Raw genomic sequence first — 17,055 nt, forward strand, 5'->3', positions numbered from 1 at the left:
GCCCTGACCTAAAGGCAATAGTCTAACTATTTACCTTCCGGCCCGTGGTGATTTTTACTTAACACCAAATGGTAGTACTCTTCTACTTTTTTAGCAACCCTTTTCCAGCTATATTGCTGGACTGTCTTTAATCCTTCGGCACTCAGCTCAGATCGCATATCAGGGTGGGTTATGAGTTTTATCAAGGTTTTTGCCAGTTCATCAGCATTTTTAGGAGGAACGAAAAGCCCCTCTTTGTTATCCGTCAGCACACACTGGTATCCTTCAATTCGCGAAGCAACAATAGGCACGCCCAAAGCCATAGCCTCCAAAAGTACAATGCCGAAACTTTCCTGACCGGTAGCCGGAGAACAGTAAATATGGGCTGTCTTATAGTAACGCGGTAAATCATGACAGGAAACCCCGCCTACAAATACCACATCAGAAAGTCCGTGTCTTTTTACCATATTGCGATAATGGCTAATTTGCCGGGGTGTACCCGGCCCTACTATCAGAAGCCTTGTCTGGGGGCACAGGGGCTTAATCTGGGCGTAAGCATCAATAAGATAGCCCAATCCCTTGCGGCTTTCCATTCGCCCCACAAAAAGGATATTAAGCTTGTCATCTATATATTCTGAAAAAGGCTGCACTTCTGTATGGTATAAATCCAGATCTATACCGTTTGGCACAATGGTATATTCACCGGGTATATATTTGGAGGCAAAACGCAAAGCCGCATTTGAAACCGCCATATGACCATGAAGGTTTCGTCTCCGCCGCCGCAGGAAGATTCGGGTAAAAGGCCACCCCAGATTATAACCGGGTTTCCCCTGACTGGCATGGAAGGTAGCCACATTACAGGTTTTGGAGAATCTGAGCATAGCACTGCATAGCATTATCATAAATGGCTCATGCAGATGGATAACATCAAACTTTTCTTCGGCCAGAACTCTCTTTATGCGGTTTTTTAGATTGACCGAAAGGCTGATACGAACAACTGTTCCAGAGGTAGCTAAGGGGCGGGGCTTGCCGACTTGAATAAAATCCGTGCCGTATTCCGCCAGAGACTTTGATGCTGGGGCAATGATGCGAACATCATGCCCCAGCATTTTAAGTTCTTTATAAAGCGAGTTAACGTGGTTAACTACGCCACCCGGATAAGCAAAATCATAAGGACATACTAAAGCTATTTTCACTGTTAACCGCCAACTAACCTATAGTATCACTAAGGAAGTTCGGGTTATTTCTCTGCCTTCTTCTCAAGCCCCGCCACTTTTTTGGCAGAAGTCTTTTTAATGAACTCAGCGGTCATAAGATGCGCGGCATCATCGGTATACTGAACCGGAGGTGACTTCATGAAATATGAAGAGGGTTCGTTCAGTGAACCAGACATGCCATTATCCATGGCCAACTTACAGCAACGAACAGCGTCAATAACTACACCGGCAGAGTTAGGGCTGTCCCAAACTTCCAGCTTCATTTCCAGATTCAAAGGAACATCACCGAAGGTTCGGCCTTCCATGCGGATATGGCAGAACTTGCGGTCTTCAAGCCACGGCACGTAATCACTGGGACCTACATGGACACAGTCGGGATCCAGCTTGTAGTCAAGCTGTGAAGTAACAGCATTGGTCTTGGAAATTTTCTTGGATTCCAGCCGTTCGCGTTCAAGCATATTCAGGAAGTCAGTGTTACCGCCGAAGTTCAGCTGATAAGTCTTTTCCAGCTTAACACCCCGGTCACAGAAAAGTCTGGTCAGTACGCGGTGGGTAATAGTAGCACCCACCTGTGACTTGATATCATCGCCGATAATAGGTACACCGGCAGTTACAAAACGCTGCTGCCAGTACTTTTCACGGGCAATAAATACCGGTATGCAGTTAACCATACCGCAACCGGCTTCCAAAATCTGTTCCACATACCATTTGGTGGCTTCCTCTGAACCAACGGGCAGATAGTTGATAACAACGTCTGTTTTGGTTTCTTTGAGGATTTTCACAATATCAGCAGTAGAGCCAGGAGCCTTCTGAATAATCTGGGAAAGATACTTGCCCAGACCGTCATGGGTCATGCCGCGCTCAACCTTGATACCCATTTCGGGCACGTCAGTGAATTTGAAGGTATTGTTAGGCTTGGTAAAAATAGCTTCACTAAGGTCTTTGCCGACTTTGTTCTTGTCAATATCAAAGGCAGCAGTAAAGTTAATGTCGCTAACGTGATAACCGCCAAGATTAACATGCATCAGACCTGGAACGAATTCAGTGTCCTTTGCTTTCCGGTAATAGTGAACACCCTGTACTAAGGACGAAGCACAGTTACCAACACCGATAATGGCAACGTTGATTTTACCCAATTTTTTCCGTTCTCTCCTTCCAACAGAAGAGGCTATCCTGAAACGTCATTAACCCTTCAGAAGATAACCTCTGAATAATTTGATACCATCTTTAAGCCCATACGGGCGTTTTTAAAGCCACCTTTAAAGACAAACTAAGTAACTTAGCCTATCCTAAAAACCTTCCCGCCACAAACTGGGCAGGTACCTTGCCAGGCTCCGCGACCATTTTTCAGAGTAACTCTCTTGGCATCTTTGACGTCAATCTTCTTGCGATCCTTGACACAATAAGCCTGTACCATGGCCGGTCTCCTTTCGGGTATTTTGGAATATATCATCTACTATTATAGGCGTATTGTCAAGCATTACAAGTATAATTTTAAGCTAATTTGCATCCGGTTTCGGGCTTTGTCTTATGAAGACTTTAGCCGGATGCCAAGTACCGTCAGTCTCCGGCTGGATTATAGCAACGAAACTGTTTTCAGCATTGTATACGGCCACAGCCTCAGGTTTGTCAATCCTATCCAGTGTTATCTCCAGACCATTTACCAAGCGGGTTATATTCTCTTCATCAAGGGAAACTCTTGGCAGATGCCCTATGGCTGTCTCCAGCGGGAGGAGAATACCTGCCAGTTTCACGTCACATTTTGCGGCCTCAAGGTCAGCAAAATCCAGAGAGTTTGCCAGATTAAACTGGCCATATGCCTCTCTTACCAGAGATTTCAGATACGCCCCGCAACCCAGTTTTCTACCCAAGTCAAAGGCCAGAGAACGAATATATGTGCCGTGTCCGCATTCTATCCGTACACGCAGTACCGGTGAAGTGTAGTTAAGCAGTTCAATGCCATAAATTGTGGCTACCCGGGGAATTCTTTCAACCTCTATCCCTTGCCTTGCCAGATTGTAAAGACGCATCCCGCGGTGTTTTACGGCACTATACATAGGGGGAATTTGGATTATCTCACCCTGAAAATCCATCAAAGTTTTATATATCATTTCACGGGTAACATAGTCACAGGTTTTGCGGAAAGTGATTTCGCCTTCGCTGTCATAGCTATCCGTCTCCACTCCCAGCTCTATTTCAGCCAGATATGTCTTGCTGACGGAGGAAAGATACTCTATAAGACGGGTAGATCTTCCCAAAAACACCGGAATTACTCCGGTTGCATACGGGTCAAGAGTACCCCCATGCCCTACCCTTTTTTGGGAATAAATACGCCTGACTTTTGCAACTACATCAAACGAGGTTATCCCGAAAGGTTTGTTGATATTCAGGATGCCGTCCATGGCTAATCTTCAGGCTGGTGGTGAATGACCTGGTCTATAAGGGTATTCAGGCGAACACCCCTTTCAATGGTAATGTCCCATACAAAATGGAAAACCGGCATATAGCGTATATCAGTCTTTTTGGCTATTTCAGTACGGAAAAATCCGGCCGCTGCATTCAAAGCGGCCAGTATTTCATCTTTGTGTTCATCACCTGCCAGATGGCTCACATACACATTGGCATGGCGCATATCTTCAGATATGTCTACTTCATTTACAGACAACAGCGTGTCCAGACGCGGGTCACGAATCTCTTTTTGCAGGAGGGCGCTTATATCCGCCCTGAACAGCTGGTTAAGTTTCTTTATTCGCCGTGACATTATCGTGATTTTTCCTTGTGATAAAATTCTAAAATATCACTCTTCTGGAACTCATTGAAATCTTTCAGGCCTACGCCGCATTCATAGCCGGCCACTACTTCTTTAACATCTTCCTTAAAGCGGCGAAGACTGTTGCTGGGGGCGTCTACTATGACTTCACCACCCCGCAGAAGCCTTACCTGAGAGTTCTTTACCAGTTTGCCTTCCAGTACCATACAACCGGCAATAGAGAGCTTTTTGGTGCTTTCAAAGACTGCCCGCACTTCGGCCCGGCCGTCAATAACTTCTTTGATGGTAGGTTCAAGCAAACCTTGCAGGGCCTTGTCCACATCTTCTATCAGCTTGTAGATAATATCATAATGCCGAATATCAATGTCTTCGGCATCAGCCAAACGCTGGGCATTAGTTTCTATACCGGTGCTAAAGCCGATAATCAAACCGCCTGAAGCCATAGCCAGCATAACGTCACTCTCGGTAACGTTACCGGCGCCGCTGCGATTAATATTTATCTTTATCTTGTCAGTGCTAAGTTTTTCTAAAGAATCTTTAATGGGCTCAAGACTGCCCTGAACATCGGTCTTGAGTATTATGTTAAGTTCCTTTATGTTACCTTGGCTAACCTGATCATAAACATTAGTAAGGCTGACTGCGTTTGTTTTACGGGTGCTCTGGCTATTTTCATTAACCATATCCCGGGCCTGCTTTTCAGTGGCCACAGCTATAATCTTATCACCCACCTGAGGCACACTCTCCATACCCAACAGAGCTACCGGAGTGGAAGGTTCAGCCTTTTTGATGCGTTTGCCCACATCGTTAAACATAGCTTTGACCCGCCCCCAAGTATTGCCGGCAACCACAGTATCACCCAGTTTAAGGGTACCGCTTTGCACCAGTACTGTAGCCATCGGGCCTTTGGTTTTATCCATTTCAGCCTCAATAACTACACCGCTGGCAGGTTGATTGGGATCAGCTCTTAGATCTTCAAGTTCTGCTATAAGCAAAACTGCTTCCAGCAGTTCGTTAATGCCTTTGTTTTCACGGGCAGATGTCGGGATTGCCAGCGTGTCACCGCCCCACTCCTCCACCACCAGCCCGACTTCAGCCAGCTGTTGTTTAACCCTGTCAGGATTGGCTTCGGGTTTATCCATCTTGTTTATAGCTAAAATAATGGGAACACCGGCCGCCTTGGCATGATCCAAGGCTTCCAGAGTCTGGGGCATAACACCATCATCAGCAGCAACTACCAGAATAGTAATATCGGTAGCCTGAGCACCTCTGGCACGCATGGCAGTAAAAGCTTCGTGACCGGGGGTATCCAGAAAAGTTATCTTATGGCCCTTTATTTCCACCTGATAAGCACCAATATGCTGGGTAATACCGCCTACTTCTTTTTCCATGACGTTAGTAGAGCGTATGGCATCAAGCAAACGGGTTTTACCATGGTCTACATGACCCATTATCGTTACTACCGGCGGGCGAAGAGGGAAGTTGCTCAGTTTTTCTTTGGCAGGTGAAGCTTTTTTAGCGGCACTCTTTTTCAGAATCTTAAGCTTGGCCTCAAAACCAGCCGCCTCTATCACACCTTTGGCTATATCAAAATCTATAACCTGATTTATATTAGCCATAATGCCTTTACGCATCAGGGCTTTGATAACTTCGACAGGGTTTGTTTCCAGGCTATCAGCCAGTTCTTTTACCGATACCGCTGCCCCAAGTTCAATAATCTTGACCGGAGGTGCAACTTCAGTTTTGGCGCTTGGTTTACTTGTCTTCTCTACCATTTTCTTTCACCTCACACACTTCGCGCCCATATTTTAACAGTTCTTCGCAATTTTCCGGTGTTATGGCAATCTTTAAAGCATGGGTAATATAACTGCCTTTTAAACCGGATTCCCAGCAGGCCATATCTCTGCACAAGTAAGCACCTCGTCCTTCCAGACGACCGCTATGGTCTACCCTTACGTCATTATCTTCTGTTCTCACCAGCCGCACAAGGTCTGCTTTAGCTTTCTCGGTACGGCAGGCGATACAGGTCCGCATGGGCACAAATTTAGAAGTCAATTTCCTCTGATTCATATTCCGTTACATTCCGCCGTTTTTTGCCCTTAAGCTTGATACCATCTTCAGCGGTATCTTTACCTTTGACAGTCTTTTTCTTGTTCTTGCTTTTGTTCTTATCGTCAATGACAACTTCACGTCTGGGAAGCAAGTCTTCGGCAAAACGCAGTTTGACCGAATCACCCCCGGCCGCTTTATCAAGCACATTCAAAGGCACTACCACACCCTGCTCTTCGGGCACAGATTCAGCCTTCGCAGGTGTTTCTTTAGCCACAGGTTCTATTATTGTATCGGCAGGTAACACCTTTTCAACAGGTACGGTTTCGGTCTTTGAAACAGCTGCTATTACAGGTTGTTTTTCAACAACTTTTTCAGTTATTTTGGACTTTGAAATTTCTTCTTGCTGGCGGGCTGCCACTTCAGCCCGTTCAACATCTTCATCAGAAGCACTCTTTATGTCAATCCGCCAACCAGTCAGCTTAACTGCCAGACGTACATTCTGACCCTCTTTACCGATACCTAAACTAAGCTGGCGGTCAGGTATGACCACAATGGCAGATCTTTCAGCTTCATTCAGGATAACCTTGGTCACCTGGGCAGGGCTGAGTGAATTGGCAATAAAAGAAGCTATTTCGCTACTCCATGCAACCACATCTATCTTTTCGCCGTTTAACTCGCTGACAATATTCTGGATACGAATACCACGTAAACCCACACAACAACCCACCGGGTCAATTCCGGGTTGAAGGGCACCTACAGCCACTTTAGAGCGTGAGCCTGCCTCGCGGGCAACAGCCTTTATCTCTACCAGCTGATTAAAAACTTCAGGAACTTCCATTTCAAATAAACGGCGTACCAGACCGGGATGAGAACGTGAGACAATAACTGAAGGCCCTTTGGCTGTTTTTGCCACGTCCACCACGTAAACCTTTATCCTCTGTCCGGCACGATACCTTTCGCCATAGGCCTGTTCATTAGCAGGCATTATAGCCTCTACTCGGCCGATATCCACCGTAATTTGTTTGGGTTCTATACGCTGTACCACACCAACCAGAGTATCTCCCGCCTTGGAGGCATATTCATCAAAAATAGCGGTGTTTTCAGCCTCATGCAGACGCTGGAGAATAACCTGTTTGGCTGTTTGGGCGGCAATGCGCCCGGCATCAGCCGGAGTATCTTCAACCATCATCAAGTCACCTATCTTGGCGTCAGCTTTGAGCCTTTTGGCCTCAAGCAAACGCATTTCCTGGCGGCTATCTATCACTTTTTCAACTACTTGCTTTTCGGCCATGACTTTTACTTTGCCGGTAAGCTGGTCTATCTTCACCGTGATATTCTGGTTTGGAGCAAAGCTCTCTTTACGATAAGCCGATACCAATGCCGACTCAACGGTAGCAAGTACTACTTCTTTTGGCAGATTCTTTTCTGCCGAGAGCTGGGTGATAGCGAGCAAAAAGTCGCTTTTCATCTCGGTTCTGTATCCTCCTCAGTTTATCCCGATACAACAAAAAAGTGGGTTTGAACCCACCTCAACAACGCGATTTAGCTTTTGCAGTAGTATAACACAAACCCTATATATTGGCAACATACAAGGCCTTAAAACCAGTTAAATATATCCCGTTGACACCCTTTAGGCTTGCCTGTAACATTAACTATTATGCTCGCAAAAGTATCAAGTTGCGCTCTTATAGGACTGGAAGGCACTATTGTTGAGGTAGAAGCCGATATCTCTGCCGGATTGCCCTCATTTACCATTGTAGGGCTGCCGGATACCGCTATTCAGGAAGCCCGCGAGCGGGTAAGGGTTGCTATACGAAACTCCGGATTCACTTTTCCTGTTAAACGTATTGTAGCCAATCTGGCACCGGCTGATTTTAAAAAAGCCGGCCCTGCTTATGACCTTTCCATAGCTTTAGCGATTCTTATAAGTTCCGAACAGCTAAAGGCTGATACCAGTCAGACACTTTTTCTGGGAGAACTTTCCCTGGATGGTAGTCTTCGCCATACCAGCGGCATTTTGCCTATGGTCGCTTTGGCTTACCAGAAAGGTTACACCAATATCATTGTGCCCGCTTGTGATGCCCGCGAAGCCTCACTGGTAGAGGGTGCCAGTATATTGCCTTTTACAACCCTGAAGGAAATAACGGAATACCTTCAGGGTGACCGTGCTGCCCCCAAGCTAAGCGAATTTAAAGAAGAATTAAAAGGTACCCCCCCTGCGAATTATGTGGATTTAGCATATATAAAAGGGCAGGAGAATGTAAAACGGGCGCTGGAAGTAGCCGCTGCCGGCGGACACAATATGGTAATGACCGGCCCTCCCGGAAGCGGGAAAACAATGCTGGCACGGGCTTTGGTCTCTATTCTCCCCACTATGACCAGTGCTGAAGCTTTGGAGGTTACCAAGCTATACAGTATTGCCGGTCTGTTACCGCCAAATATTTCGCTTATACATAGCCGCCCTTTACGCGCCCCACATTACACTATTTCCTCTGCCGGGCTGGTAGGTGGAGGCACTTTTCCTAAACCGGGAGAAATCAGCTTAAGCCACCGCGGTGTCCTTTTTCTGGATGAATTGCCGGAATTCGGTCACAGCCTGCTGGAACTTCTGCGTCAGCCGCTTGAAGATAAAACCGTAACTATAAGCCGGGCACAGGGCAGCGTCAGCTTTCCGGCTAACTTTATGCTAGTAGGTGCTATGAATCCCTGCCCTTGCGGATTTTATGGTGACAATGTTAAACGGTGTACCTGCCCGCCGGGTTTGGTAACGCGTTATCAAAGGCGAATAAGCGGCCCGTTTTTAGACAGGGTAGATATAGTCATAGATGTGCCCCGCATAGAATACGAAAAACTTTCCAGTGACCGGCTTGGGGAATCATCAGAAATCGTCAGCCGAAGGGTGGAAAATTGCCGCAATATCCAGCTGGAACGTTTTGCCAAGTACAAAATATTGTCTAACGCGGAGATGACACCGGCAGAAATACGTCAGTTTTGCACTATGGAAGATACCGCCCAGAATTTGCTGCGTTCGGCTACCAAACAGCTTTTCCTGTCTGCCAGAGCCTATCACCGCATACTGAAATTATCCCGCACCATTGCTGACCTTGAAAATAATGATATAATCAAAGCACATCACTTGGCCGAAGCTATACAATACAGGCCACGCTGGCAGGTATAAAATGAAGGAACCACTAATTCTTCAAACACCCCGCCTGGAATTGGTCCCGGCAAATGCCGAAATGCTGAATTGCGAAATTCAGGGACAGAAAGAGTTGGGGCAATTACTGGGAGCCGAAATTCCGGCCAACTGGCCGCCGGAAGGCTATGGCTGCGAAACTTTAAAACGGTTATTGACAAAATATGAAGCAAGCAGGTTCAAGACCGGTTATCTCAATTGGTATATCATCCTGAACCCGTCCGGTACTCACCGGGAGCTTATCGGGCAGGCAGGGTTCAAAGGGGAACCCACCCCCGAAGGCCGCATGGAAATTGATTATTCCATACTGGAGCATTATCAGCACCACGGGTACGCCATGGAAGCTGTTCACAGCCTAATAGGCTGGATACTGCAGGACCCAAGTGTCAAAGAGATTATAGCCCAGACTTATCCGGAATCTATTGCCGCCCAGAAACTTCTGGTAAAAATAGGGTTCAGCGCTTCGGGTAAAGGCCTTGAACAAGGCACAATACTTTTTGTACTTCCCCGTGAAGACTATAAAACCGATCTGCCTGTAATGGCTGAAGGAGAAAAAACCGTGAAAGAAGACCTCAAAGCTAATTCCCGTAAAGCTGCTGAGAGTTTTGGTGAAATGCTGGCCGCCTTCGGAAGCGCCGTTAGCGAGATATTCAATGACCCTTCTTTAAAAGACAAGGCCAAAGAATTTGGCAAGAGTGTTTCAAGTTCGGCGGAAGCAGTAACTGACCGTTTTAAAGATGAGGAGATAAAGGTAAAGTTTAAAGAAGTGGGTGATGCTGCCCAGAGTTTCGGCAAGAACGTGAGCAATATTTTCAAGGACGATAAAAAAGAACCCAAAAAGTCTGACAAAGAGGAGTAGTTTATCGGCCGTATTCTTTACAAATAATACTTAACGGAAGCATTTTACAGGCGTAAATGCATTCTGGTATGTTGTATGCCGTCTTCTATAAAGGTCTCCCCGTTAGGAACATACCCTAAACTGGCATAGAAACCTGCCGCACCGGTTTGAGCATGAAATACCACCCCGTCCACATTTTCTGTTTTCAGCAAGCTTGCGGCATAGTTCATAATCTCACGTCCCAAACCAGATTTGCGATAATCTATATCCACCGCCACTCTTTCAATCTTGGCAAGGGCTTCATCAGGCATTCGTATACGGCAACAAGCTAGAGCCCGTTCTTCATTATGGATAACTAAATGACGCGCAGTATTATCATGCAAATCATATTCAATCTCAGGGTCAATCCCTTGTTCAGTAACAAATACCCTGTACCTGAGATCAAAAACCCTTTAAAATATTTTTGCTCTTCACCAAACAAATCTAATACATAATCATGGTATTATATTTTAACTATAGTTGGCATTCTAACCCCAAGTAATATATTCCGGTTGCTTTTACTGCTAAAATATAAAAACCATATTCTTTCCGGAGGTCAAATATGTCACCATCAAATAACCCACCACTAAAAATACTGCGAAACCGTTTTTTAACAGGGCTTGCCTTTGTCTTACCTATCGGAGCGGCTTTAGGACTGCTGATTTGGGTATTTAATATTGTAGACGGTATGCTAAAACCAATTATAGAGTTGTTCTTTAACTGGTATTTTCCGGGCGTGGGTCTTTTAGTAACACTGCTCCTGATATACTTGGTAGGACTGGTATTAAGCAACTATTTCGGTAAACAAATATTGAGCTGGATTGACAAACTACTGGCCAAAGTACCCATTTTCAACCAGATATATAACAGCGCCAAACAGGTTATACAGACACTAGGTGTGGGCAATAAAGTCTCTTTTAAAGAGGCCGTGATGGTAGAATTTCCCCGCGTGGGCATGCACAGTCTGGCATTTATCACAAATGAAACCACCAATTCCAGCGGTGAAAAACTGTATCTGGTGTATGTGCCGGGCTCTCCCAACCCAACCAGCGGTTTTTTAGAGCTGCTCAGGGAAAATCAGATTGAGCGGGTAAATATTTCGGTTGAAGATGCCATGAAAACTCTTATCTCCTGCGGCTTGGTATTTCCGGAAACTGTCCAAAGTATTGAGATTGGACATGGGGATGCACACCCCAATAAACTCTAATACATCAATATTCTAGACATAAGGAAGGGCGGGGACTTAAAGTCCCCGCCCCCTTTGTTTTTACTTTTAGCCTAACCGAGGTTTATTTAATTTCTACAGTAGCGCCAGCGGCCTCAAGAGCCTTCTTGGCGGCATCAGCTTCTTCTTTGCTGACATTCTCTTTAACAGCCTTGGGAGCAGCTTCAACCATATCCTTGGCTTCTTTAAGACCCAAGCTGGTGAGCTCACGAACAGCCTTGATTACGTTAATCTTGTTGGCACCGACATCCTTCAGGATTACATTGAATTCAGTCTTTTCCTCTACAGCAGCAGCGGCTGCAGCACCACCGGCAGTGGGAGCGGCTACGGCTACAGCAGCACTTACACCAAATTCCTTTTCGAGGGCCTTTACCAGTTCGGACAGCTCAATAACGGTCATGCCCTTAATGGCACTCATCATTTCATCAATAGTCATGAAAATACTCCTTATTATATTTTTATTATTTATTTAGCCTTCAAGCTGTTTAATACGGGCTTGAAGTACAATGGCCAAACCACGGGCAGGACCATTGAGTACCATCGCCAAACCGGTAATGGGACTCTGCATACCAGCCAAAATCTTGCTGATAAGCACTTCGCGAGACGGTAACTTGGCAAGCTCGGCTACTTCTTCAACAGAAATAAGCTTGTTGCTGAGATAACCACCGGTTACTTTCAAATTTGACTTGGAGCTGGAAATATAGTCCATCAGGACTCTGGCCGGGGCAACCACGTCATTTGAAGAGTAAGCCATAGCCACCGGACCTTCAAATGCACCCTTGATATTTGAATGGTCAGTGTTGTCAGCAGCACGCCGAGCCAGGGTATTTTTAAGTACCCGGTAACCAACACCAGCTTCACGCAGTTTCACACGTATAGTGGTCAACTCTGATGTATTGATACCGCGGTAATCAGTAAAAACCGCAGACTGGGCAACAGCTAGAGCATCAGTTAACTCATCAACTGCTATCTTCTTTTTTATACGTATCTTTTTTACCAAACCGCACCTCCTTTTCTAAAAAAATAAAGTCCTTATGCCAAAGCACAAGGACTTAGAAAACCCTTAAAAAGTCTTGTATCCTCGGCAGGCAATGCATTAAGCCAAACGGCACCCACGTCTCAGGAAATATTCAATTATAAATACGGCTGCTTTATACGCCGCCCATAGCGGAAACAGCCCTAAGATCAAGCCTTACACCAGGTCCCATTGTAGTTGCCAAATAAGCACTCTTAATATACTGCCCTTTGGCACCAGTGGGCTTGGAACGGATAATAGCATCTACTACCGAAGTCATATTCTCCAGAAGCATCTGCCCTTCGAAACTGGCCTTGCCCAATATAATATGGACAATGCCTGAACGGTCCAGCTTAAATTCCACCCGCCCCTTGCGGGCTTCTTCAATAACTTTTTTGAAATCTTCAGCCGGTACTACGGTGCCGCTCTTGGGGTTAGGCATAAGACCGCGCCGACCAAGAACTTTACCCAGCTTACCAACCTTGCTCATCATGTCAGGGGTGGATATAGCAACGTCAAAATCAAGGAAACCGGCTTCTATCTTCTTTATAAGTTCATCACCGCCGTATACATCAGCACCAGCCACCTGAGCAGCTTTTTCAGCTTCGCCTTGAGCAAACACCAATACCCGTACAGTTTTACCCAAACCATGGGGCAATACGGCCACGCCGCGCAACTGCTGGGTAGCATTTTTGGGATCAAGGCCCATCTTCAGATGCATTTCAACGGTCTCATCAAACTTGGCGGCACTCATTTTCTTGGCCAAATCAATAGCCTCAGCCGGAGCATAAGCGACACTCTGGTCAAGCAGTTTTATTGCGTCTTGATATTTCTTACCGTGTGTTACCATCTGTTATTCCACCTTAATGCCCATGCTGCGGGCAGTACCTTCAATAATTCTCTCAGCACCCTCAATATTAACTGCGTTCAGATCTTTCATCTTGACTGAAGCAATTTCCCTGAGTTGACCCTTTGAGATAACAGCAACTACGCTCTTGCTGGGGGTGCCAGAACCCGAAGTAACACCAGCCGCCTTTTTCAGGAGGTCAGCCGCCGGAGGGGTCTTGGTGATAAATGTAAAAGAGCGATCATCATAAATGGTTATCTCTGCAGGTACAATAGTGCCCACCATAGAGGCTGTGCGTTCATTATATTCTTTACAGAAACCCATAATATTGATACCGTGCTGACCCAGCGCCGGACCAATGGGAGGTGCAGGATTAGCTTTACCTGCAGGTATCTGTAATTTTACAATTGCCTTTACTTTTTTTGCCACGTATGTCTCCTAAAGCCTCTAGAGCTTTTCGACCTGCAAAAAGTCAAGTTCAACAGGTGTTTCCCGCCCGAACAGGGAAAGAAGCACCTTGACCTTGCCTTTTTCAGTGTTAATTTCGTCTACCATGCCAATAAAATCAACGAACGGTCCGTCAATAACCCTGACACTCTGTCCTTTGCGGAAACCCACCTTAACCCTTGGTGATTCAGCTTCCATTTGGTCCAGAATACGGCTGACTTCTTCGGGCGGCAAATTGGTGGGTTTGCCCTCAGAGCCTACAAAACCGGTAACGCCAGGAGTATTGCGGACTATAGCCCAGCTTTTATCGTTCATGTTCATCTGCACCAGCACATAGCCGGGCAGTATTTTTTTCCGGATAGTTCGCCGCTGACCGTTTTTGACTTCAACTTCTTCTTCGGTAGGCAGTACAACCCGCTCTATATCATCCTCGGCATCCATGGATTTAATCCGTTCTTCAAGACCTTTACGGACTCTTTCCTCATGCCCTGAATAGGTATGCACCACATACCAGTTCTTCTGTTTAACAGTCATAAAATCTCACCCTGTCAGTTGCCAACCCGCTACATTTCCAAACGCATTATTTAACAAATACGTTATCAATAAACCAGCTAAAGCCGTAATCTACAACGCCCAGTACAATACCGACTGTTATAGCAACCACCAAAACCATAGTGGTAAGCTTTATCACGTCCGGCCGAGTTGGCCAGACTACTTTTTTAAGTTCGGCAATAAGGTTGGAAAAGAAACCAGGTTTCTTACCAGCCGCCTTGGCAGTTTGCTGTGCGGAAGGACACATATTACCTAGTTCTCCTCCATCAGTTACTTGGTCTCGCGATGTACCTTTGCCTCACGGCATCGCGGACAATACTTGCTCAGCTCAATACGCCGAGGATCATTGCGCTTGTTCTTTTCTGTAGTGTAATTTCTTTCACCACAGTCAGTACAAGCCATATTTATCACAATTCTCGTGTCAGTTTTTTTGGCCATTTTACGCTAATACCTGAGAGATGGCACCCGCACCAACGGTCTTACCGCCTTCACGGATGGCAAAACGCATACCCTTTTCCATAGCTACAGGATAGATAGTAGATATCTTCATCTTTACATGGTCACCGGGCACAACCATTTCAACGCCTTCGGGGAGATGAATCTCACCGGTAACATCAGTAGTACCAAAGAAGAACTGGGGTTTGTAGCCATTGAAGAAAGGAGTATGGCGACCACCTTCGTCCTTGCTGAGTACATAAACTTCAGCTTCGGCATTAACATGAGGTTTGATGGAGCCGGGTTTGGCAAGTACCATACCACGCTCAATATCTTCACGCTCAACACCACGGAGAAGCAACCCGACAGCATCGCCAGGTTCAGCAGTGTCAAGAATCTTATGGAACATTTCCAAACTGGTAACAACAATCTTGCGGGGCTCATGATGCAGACCGACCAGGTCAACTTCATCGCCACCTTTGATAACACCGCGTTCAACACGGCCGGTAGCAACAGTACCGCGACCCTTGATGCTGAAGACATCTTCAACCTTCATCAAGAACGGCTTGTCAACGGGGCGGGGAGGAATGGGAATGTAAGTATCAACAGCATCCATCAGTTTCCAGATTCTACCACACCATTCACATTCGCGTTTGCCACAGCCACACTCAAGGGCTTTAATGGCACTAACCCGAACTACCGGGATTTCGTCACCGGGGAATGAATTTTTGGTGAGAAGTTCACGAACCTCAAGCTCAACCAGCTCAAGCAGTTCTTCGTCATCCATCATATCGCATTTGTTAAGGGCTACTACTACAGCAGGTACTTCTACCTGATGAATCAGCAGTACATGTTCGCGGGTCTGAGGCATAGGGCCGTCAGGCGCGGAAACTACCAGAATAGCACCGTCCATCTGGGCAGCACCGGTAATCATGTTCTTGATATAGTCGGCATGTCCAGGACAGTCAATATGGGCATAATGCCTGGTTTCGGTCTGATATTCAATATGAGAAATAGCAATTGTCAGACCTCTAGCTTTTTCCTCAGGAGCATTGTCAATCTGGTCATAGGCGCGGAAATCAGCCCAACCCTTGGTTGAAAGGGTCTTGGTGATAGCCGCAGTCAGGGTAGTTTTGCCATGGTCTACGTGTCCGATAGTGCCTACATTACAATGAGGCTTAGAGCGGTCAAACTTTTGCTTTGCCATTTCTTTTAATTATTCCCCCTTATTATTATGGAGCCCACAATCAGATTCGAACTGATGACCCCGTTCTTACCAAGAACGTGCTCTACCTACTGAGCTATGTGGGCAACGCTTACATTATATTTATTTTAACACCCACTGTCCAGCCCGACGGGGTTATAAAATACTCTGGAGAGGGCAGGGTTCGAACCTGCGTAGCCCTTAGGGCGGCAGATTTACAGTCTGCTCCGATTAACCACTCCGGCACCTCTCCATGATGCTGGTAAAAAAGCCCAAAAAAAATTAGCGGCTCAGCCCGAGAGGGGATTCGAACCCGCTAACCTACCGATTACAAGTCGGTTGCGCTTCCTTTGCGCCACTCGGGCAATATTTTTATCACTTTTCAGGCTGATTGTCAAACAATCAAAGTGAGATTATACGTAAACAAAGCCCCAAAGTCAAGCAGAATCAACTGTTTTCGTATCTATTTTGTAAGCAGGGCATATCTGATGGATATTTGCCTGAGCTGGATGAAAATATCAGGTAATTTACCACCACATATCCACCCGGTGGAAGGATTCGGTCTTAACATATTTTTCAGCATCAGGGTATATCTCTGTGTATTTTCCCAGATCTCCCATTTCACTCATAGCCGAAATAACTTCGTCCATTCTGCCGCCGCCCTGGCTTTTATGGCAGGAAATAGATTTTAGTTTTAATATTGCGGTCTGGCTGATATCTACCTGATAATTCGGCTCTTGCGGGTTCGAAAGCAGAAGCTCGGTAACTTTATGAGGTTCAAGCCCTTCGGATATAAGGTCCGGATAAGCCAGATGATCACGCGAATACGGGAAAATAGCATCCATAACAGCTTCTCCGCACTGGCGGTGGTCTCTATGCCACCAGAGATACCGTTGGTACGGGTCTGTAGTAATAACGGTAAATGGTTTGAAAGTGCGTATCTGACGTACCAGCTCCTTACGCAGTTCGGGCGTATTTTCAAGCCCCTGGTCAGGTTTGCCCAAAAAAACCACCCGGCTGACACCCAGCACACCTGCCGCCTGCCGCTGTTCTTCTTCTCGTATTTTTACCAGTTCAGACGGTATCATATTGCGGTCAGAAGTGCCTTTATCCCCATTGGTACATACCACATAAGCCACTTTTTTACCCTCGGCGGTCATTTTGGCAATAGTTCCGCCCGCACCAAATTCGGCATCATCCGGGTGAGGCATGATAACCAATACATCTGCTTTGAAAGACATC

At 46.1% G+C, this 17,055-nt stretch carries 21 protein-coding genes, 3 tRNA genes and 1 other annotated feature; of the genes, 3 read left to right on the forward strand and 21 right to left on the reverse strand.

Annotation, left to right across the window (positions count from 1 at the left end):
• Positions 1–26: 26 nt before the first annotated feature.
• The 8 genes from X794_RS04145 to nusA form a co-directional block, all read right to left on the reverse strand.
• A complete protein-coding gene (locus tag X794_RS04145; protein WP_012984344.1) occupies positions 27–1,175 on the reverse strand; it encodes a glycosyltransferase family 4 protein in 1,149 nt (382 codons plus the stop codon).
• Between the two features lie 44 nt (positions 1,176–1,219).
• Positions 1,220–2,332 carry an inositol-3-phosphate synthase gene (locus tag X794_RS04150; protein ID WP_034376469.1) on the reverse strand — a complete coding sequence of 371 codons (1,113 nt, stop codon included), beginning with the start codon at positions 2,330–2,332 and terminating at the stop codon, positions 1,220–1,222.
• Between the two features lie 143 nt (positions 2,333–2,475).
• The gene (locus X794_RS07435; protein ID WP_011309421.1) at positions 2,476–2,649 is read right to left on the reverse strand and encodes a DUF5679 domain-containing protein; all 174 of its coding nucleotides are present in this window, start codon (positions 2,647–2,649) and stop codon (positions 2,476–2,478) included.
• Positions 2,650–2,695: 46 nt separating this feature from the next.
• Complete coding sequence (gene truB, locus X794_RS04155) at positions 2,696–3,598, reverse strand: tRNA pseudouridine(55) synthase TruB (RefSeq protein WP_034376467.1); 903 nt, start codon at positions 3,596–3,598, stop codon at positions 2,696–2,698.
• Positions 3,599–3,600: 2 nt separating this feature from the next.
• Positions 3,601–3,957, reverse strand: a complete 357-nt coding sequence (rbfA, locus tag X794_RS04160) for a 30S ribosome-binding factor RbfA (RefSeq protein WP_011309423.1) — start codon at positions 3,955–3,957, stop codon at positions 3,601–3,603.
• On the reverse strand, positions 3,957–5,738 hold the full coding sequence (infB, locus tag X794_RS04165) for a translation initiation factor IF-2 (RefSeq protein ID WP_011309424.1): 1,782 nt from the start codon (positions 5,736–5,738) through the stop codon (positions 3,957–3,959). Before infB ends, rbfA begins: the two co-directional genes overlap by 1 nt.
• The gene (gene rnpM, locus X794_RS04170; RefSeq protein WP_228384715.1) at positions 5,719–6,018 is read right to left on the reverse strand and encodes an RNase P modulator RnpM; all 300 of its coding nucleotides are present in this window, start codon (positions 6,016–6,018) and stop codon (positions 5,719–5,721) included. Before rnpM ends, infB begins: the two co-directional genes overlap by 20 nt.
• Entirely contained in the window at positions 6,008–7,483 is a 1,476-nt protein-coding gene (nusA, locus tag X794_RS04175) for a transcription termination factor NusA (RefSeq protein WP_011309426.1), read from the reverse strand. The genes rnpM and nusA overlap by 11 nt, the downstream gene beginning before the upstream one ends.
• A 189-nt stretch (positions 7,484–7,672) precedes the next feature.
• Between nusA and X794_RS04180 the strand changes: the two genes are divergently transcribed.
• Together X794_RS04180 and X794_RS04185 are read left to right on the forward strand one after the other, a co-directional pair.
• Positions 7,673–9,193, forward strand: a complete 1,521-nt coding sequence (locus tag X794_RS04180) for a YifB family Mg chelatase-like AAA ATPase (RefSeq protein WP_034376462.1) — start codon at positions 7,673–7,675, stop codon at positions 9,191–9,193.
• 1 nt (position 9,194) lies between these two features.
• Positions 9,195–10,070 (forward strand): GNAT family N-acetyltransferase, encoded by an 876-nt coding sequence (locus X794_RS04185; protein ID WP_011309428.1) that lies wholly within the window; start codon positions 9,195–9,197, stop codon positions 10,068–10,070.
• A gap of 44 nt (positions 10,071–10,114) precedes the next feature.
• Here the strand turns inward: X794_RS04185 and X794_RS04190 are convergent, their stop codons facing one another.
• The gene (locus X794_RS04190; protein WP_011309429.1) at positions 10,115–10,432 is read right to left on the reverse strand and encodes a GNAT family N-acetyltransferase; all 318 of its coding nucleotides are present in this window, start codon (positions 10,430–10,432) and stop codon (positions 10,115–10,117) included.
• Positions 10,433–10,650: 218 nt separating this feature from the next.
• Here X794_RS04190 and X794_RS04195 point away from each other — a divergent pair, with 218 nt between their 5' ends.
• Positions 10,651–11,295: a DUF502 domain-containing protein gene (locus X794_RS04195; protein ID WP_041344552.1), complete on the forward strand. Its 645-nt coding sequence runs from the start codon at positions 10,651–10,653 to the stop codon at positions 11,293–11,295.
• 82 nt (positions 11,296–11,377) lie between these two features.
• Here the strand turns inward: X794_RS04195 and rplL are convergent, their stop codons facing one another.
• The 12 genes from rplL to X794_RS04250 all read right to left on the reverse strand — a co-directional run bounded on the left by rplL (position 11,378) and on the right by X794_RS04250 (position 17,054).
• On the reverse strand, positions 11,378–11,749 hold the full coding sequence (gene rplL / locus X794_RS04200) for a 50S ribosomal protein L7/L12 (protein ID WP_011309431.1): 372 nt from the start codon (positions 11,747–11,749) through the stop codon (positions 11,378–11,380).
• 33 nt (positions 11,750–11,782) lie between these two features.
• Complete coding sequence (rplJ, locus tag X794_RS04205; protein WP_011309432.1) at positions 11,783–12,313, reverse strand: 50S ribosomal protein L10; 531 nt, start codon at positions 12,311–12,313, stop codon at positions 11,783–11,785.
• 13 nt (positions 12,314–12,326) lie between these two features.
• Positions 12,327–12,455, reverse strand: a sequence feature (ribosomal protein L10 leader region).
• A gap of 9 nt (positions 12,456–12,464) precedes the next feature.
• Positions 12,465–13,178: a 50S ribosomal protein L1 gene (rplA, locus tag X794_RS04210; RefSeq protein ID WP_011309433.1), complete on the reverse strand. Its 714-nt coding sequence runs from the start codon at positions 13,176–13,178 to the stop codon at positions 12,465–12,467.
• Positions 13,179–13,181: 3 nt separating this feature from the next.
• The gene (rplK, locus tag X794_RS04215; protein ID WP_011309434.1) at positions 13,182–13,604 is read right to left on the reverse strand and encodes a 50S ribosomal protein L11; all 423 of its coding nucleotides are present in this window, start codon (positions 13,602–13,604) and stop codon (positions 13,182–13,184) included.
• A gap of 18 nt (positions 13,605–13,622) precedes the next feature.
• A complete protein-coding gene (gene nusG / locus X794_RS04220) occupies positions 13,623–14,156 on the reverse strand; it encodes a transcription termination/antitermination protein NusG (RefSeq protein ID WP_034376459.1) in 534 nt (177 codons plus the stop codon).
• A 46-nt stretch (positions 14,157–14,202) separates the two neighbouring features.
• Positions 14,203–14,421, reverse strand: coding sequence for a preprotein translocase subunit SecE (gene secE / locus X794_RS04225; protein WP_011309436.1), 219 nt, complete (start codon positions 14,419–14,421; stop codon positions 14,203–14,205).
• A 23-nt stretch (positions 14,422–14,444) separates the two neighbouring features.
• Positions 14,445–14,612 (reverse strand): 50S ribosomal protein L33, encoded by a 168-nt coding sequence (gene rpmG / locus X794_RS07300; protein ID WP_011309437.1) that lies wholly within the window; start codon positions 14,610–14,612, stop codon positions 14,445–14,447.
• A 1-nt stretch (position 14,613) separates the two neighbouring features.
• Positions 14,614–15,816 carry an elongation factor Tu gene (gene tuf, locus X794_RS04230; RefSeq protein ID WP_011309438.1) on the reverse strand — a complete coding sequence of 401 codons (1,203 nt, stop codon included), beginning with the start codon at positions 15,814–15,816 and terminating at the stop codon, positions 14,614–14,616.
• 28 nt (positions 15,817–15,844) lie between these two features.
• Positions 15,845–15,920 (reverse strand) — tRNA-Thr (locus X794_RS04235).
• A 62-nt stretch (positions 15,921–15,982) separates the two neighbouring features.
• Positions 15,983–16,066, reverse strand: a tRNA-Tyr gene (locus tag X794_RS04240).
• Positions 16,067–16,105: 39 nt separating this feature from the next.
• A tRNA-Thr gene (locus X794_RS04245) sits at positions 16,106–16,178 on the reverse strand.
• Positions 16,179–16,340: 162 nt separating this feature from the next.
• Positions 16,341–17,054 (reverse strand): PIG-L deacetylase family protein, encoded by a 714-nt coding sequence (locus tag X794_RS04250; RefSeq protein WP_011929164.1) that lies wholly within the window; start codon positions 17,052–17,054, stop codon positions 16,341–16,343.
• Position 17,055: the final 1 nt, after the last annotated feature.

This window comes from Dehalococcoides mccartyi CG5 (assembly GCF_000830885.1).
Classification (GTDB): Bacteria; Chloroflexota; Dehalococcoidia; order Dehalococcoidales; family Dehalococcoidaceae; genus Dehalococcoides; species Dehalococcoides mccartyi_B.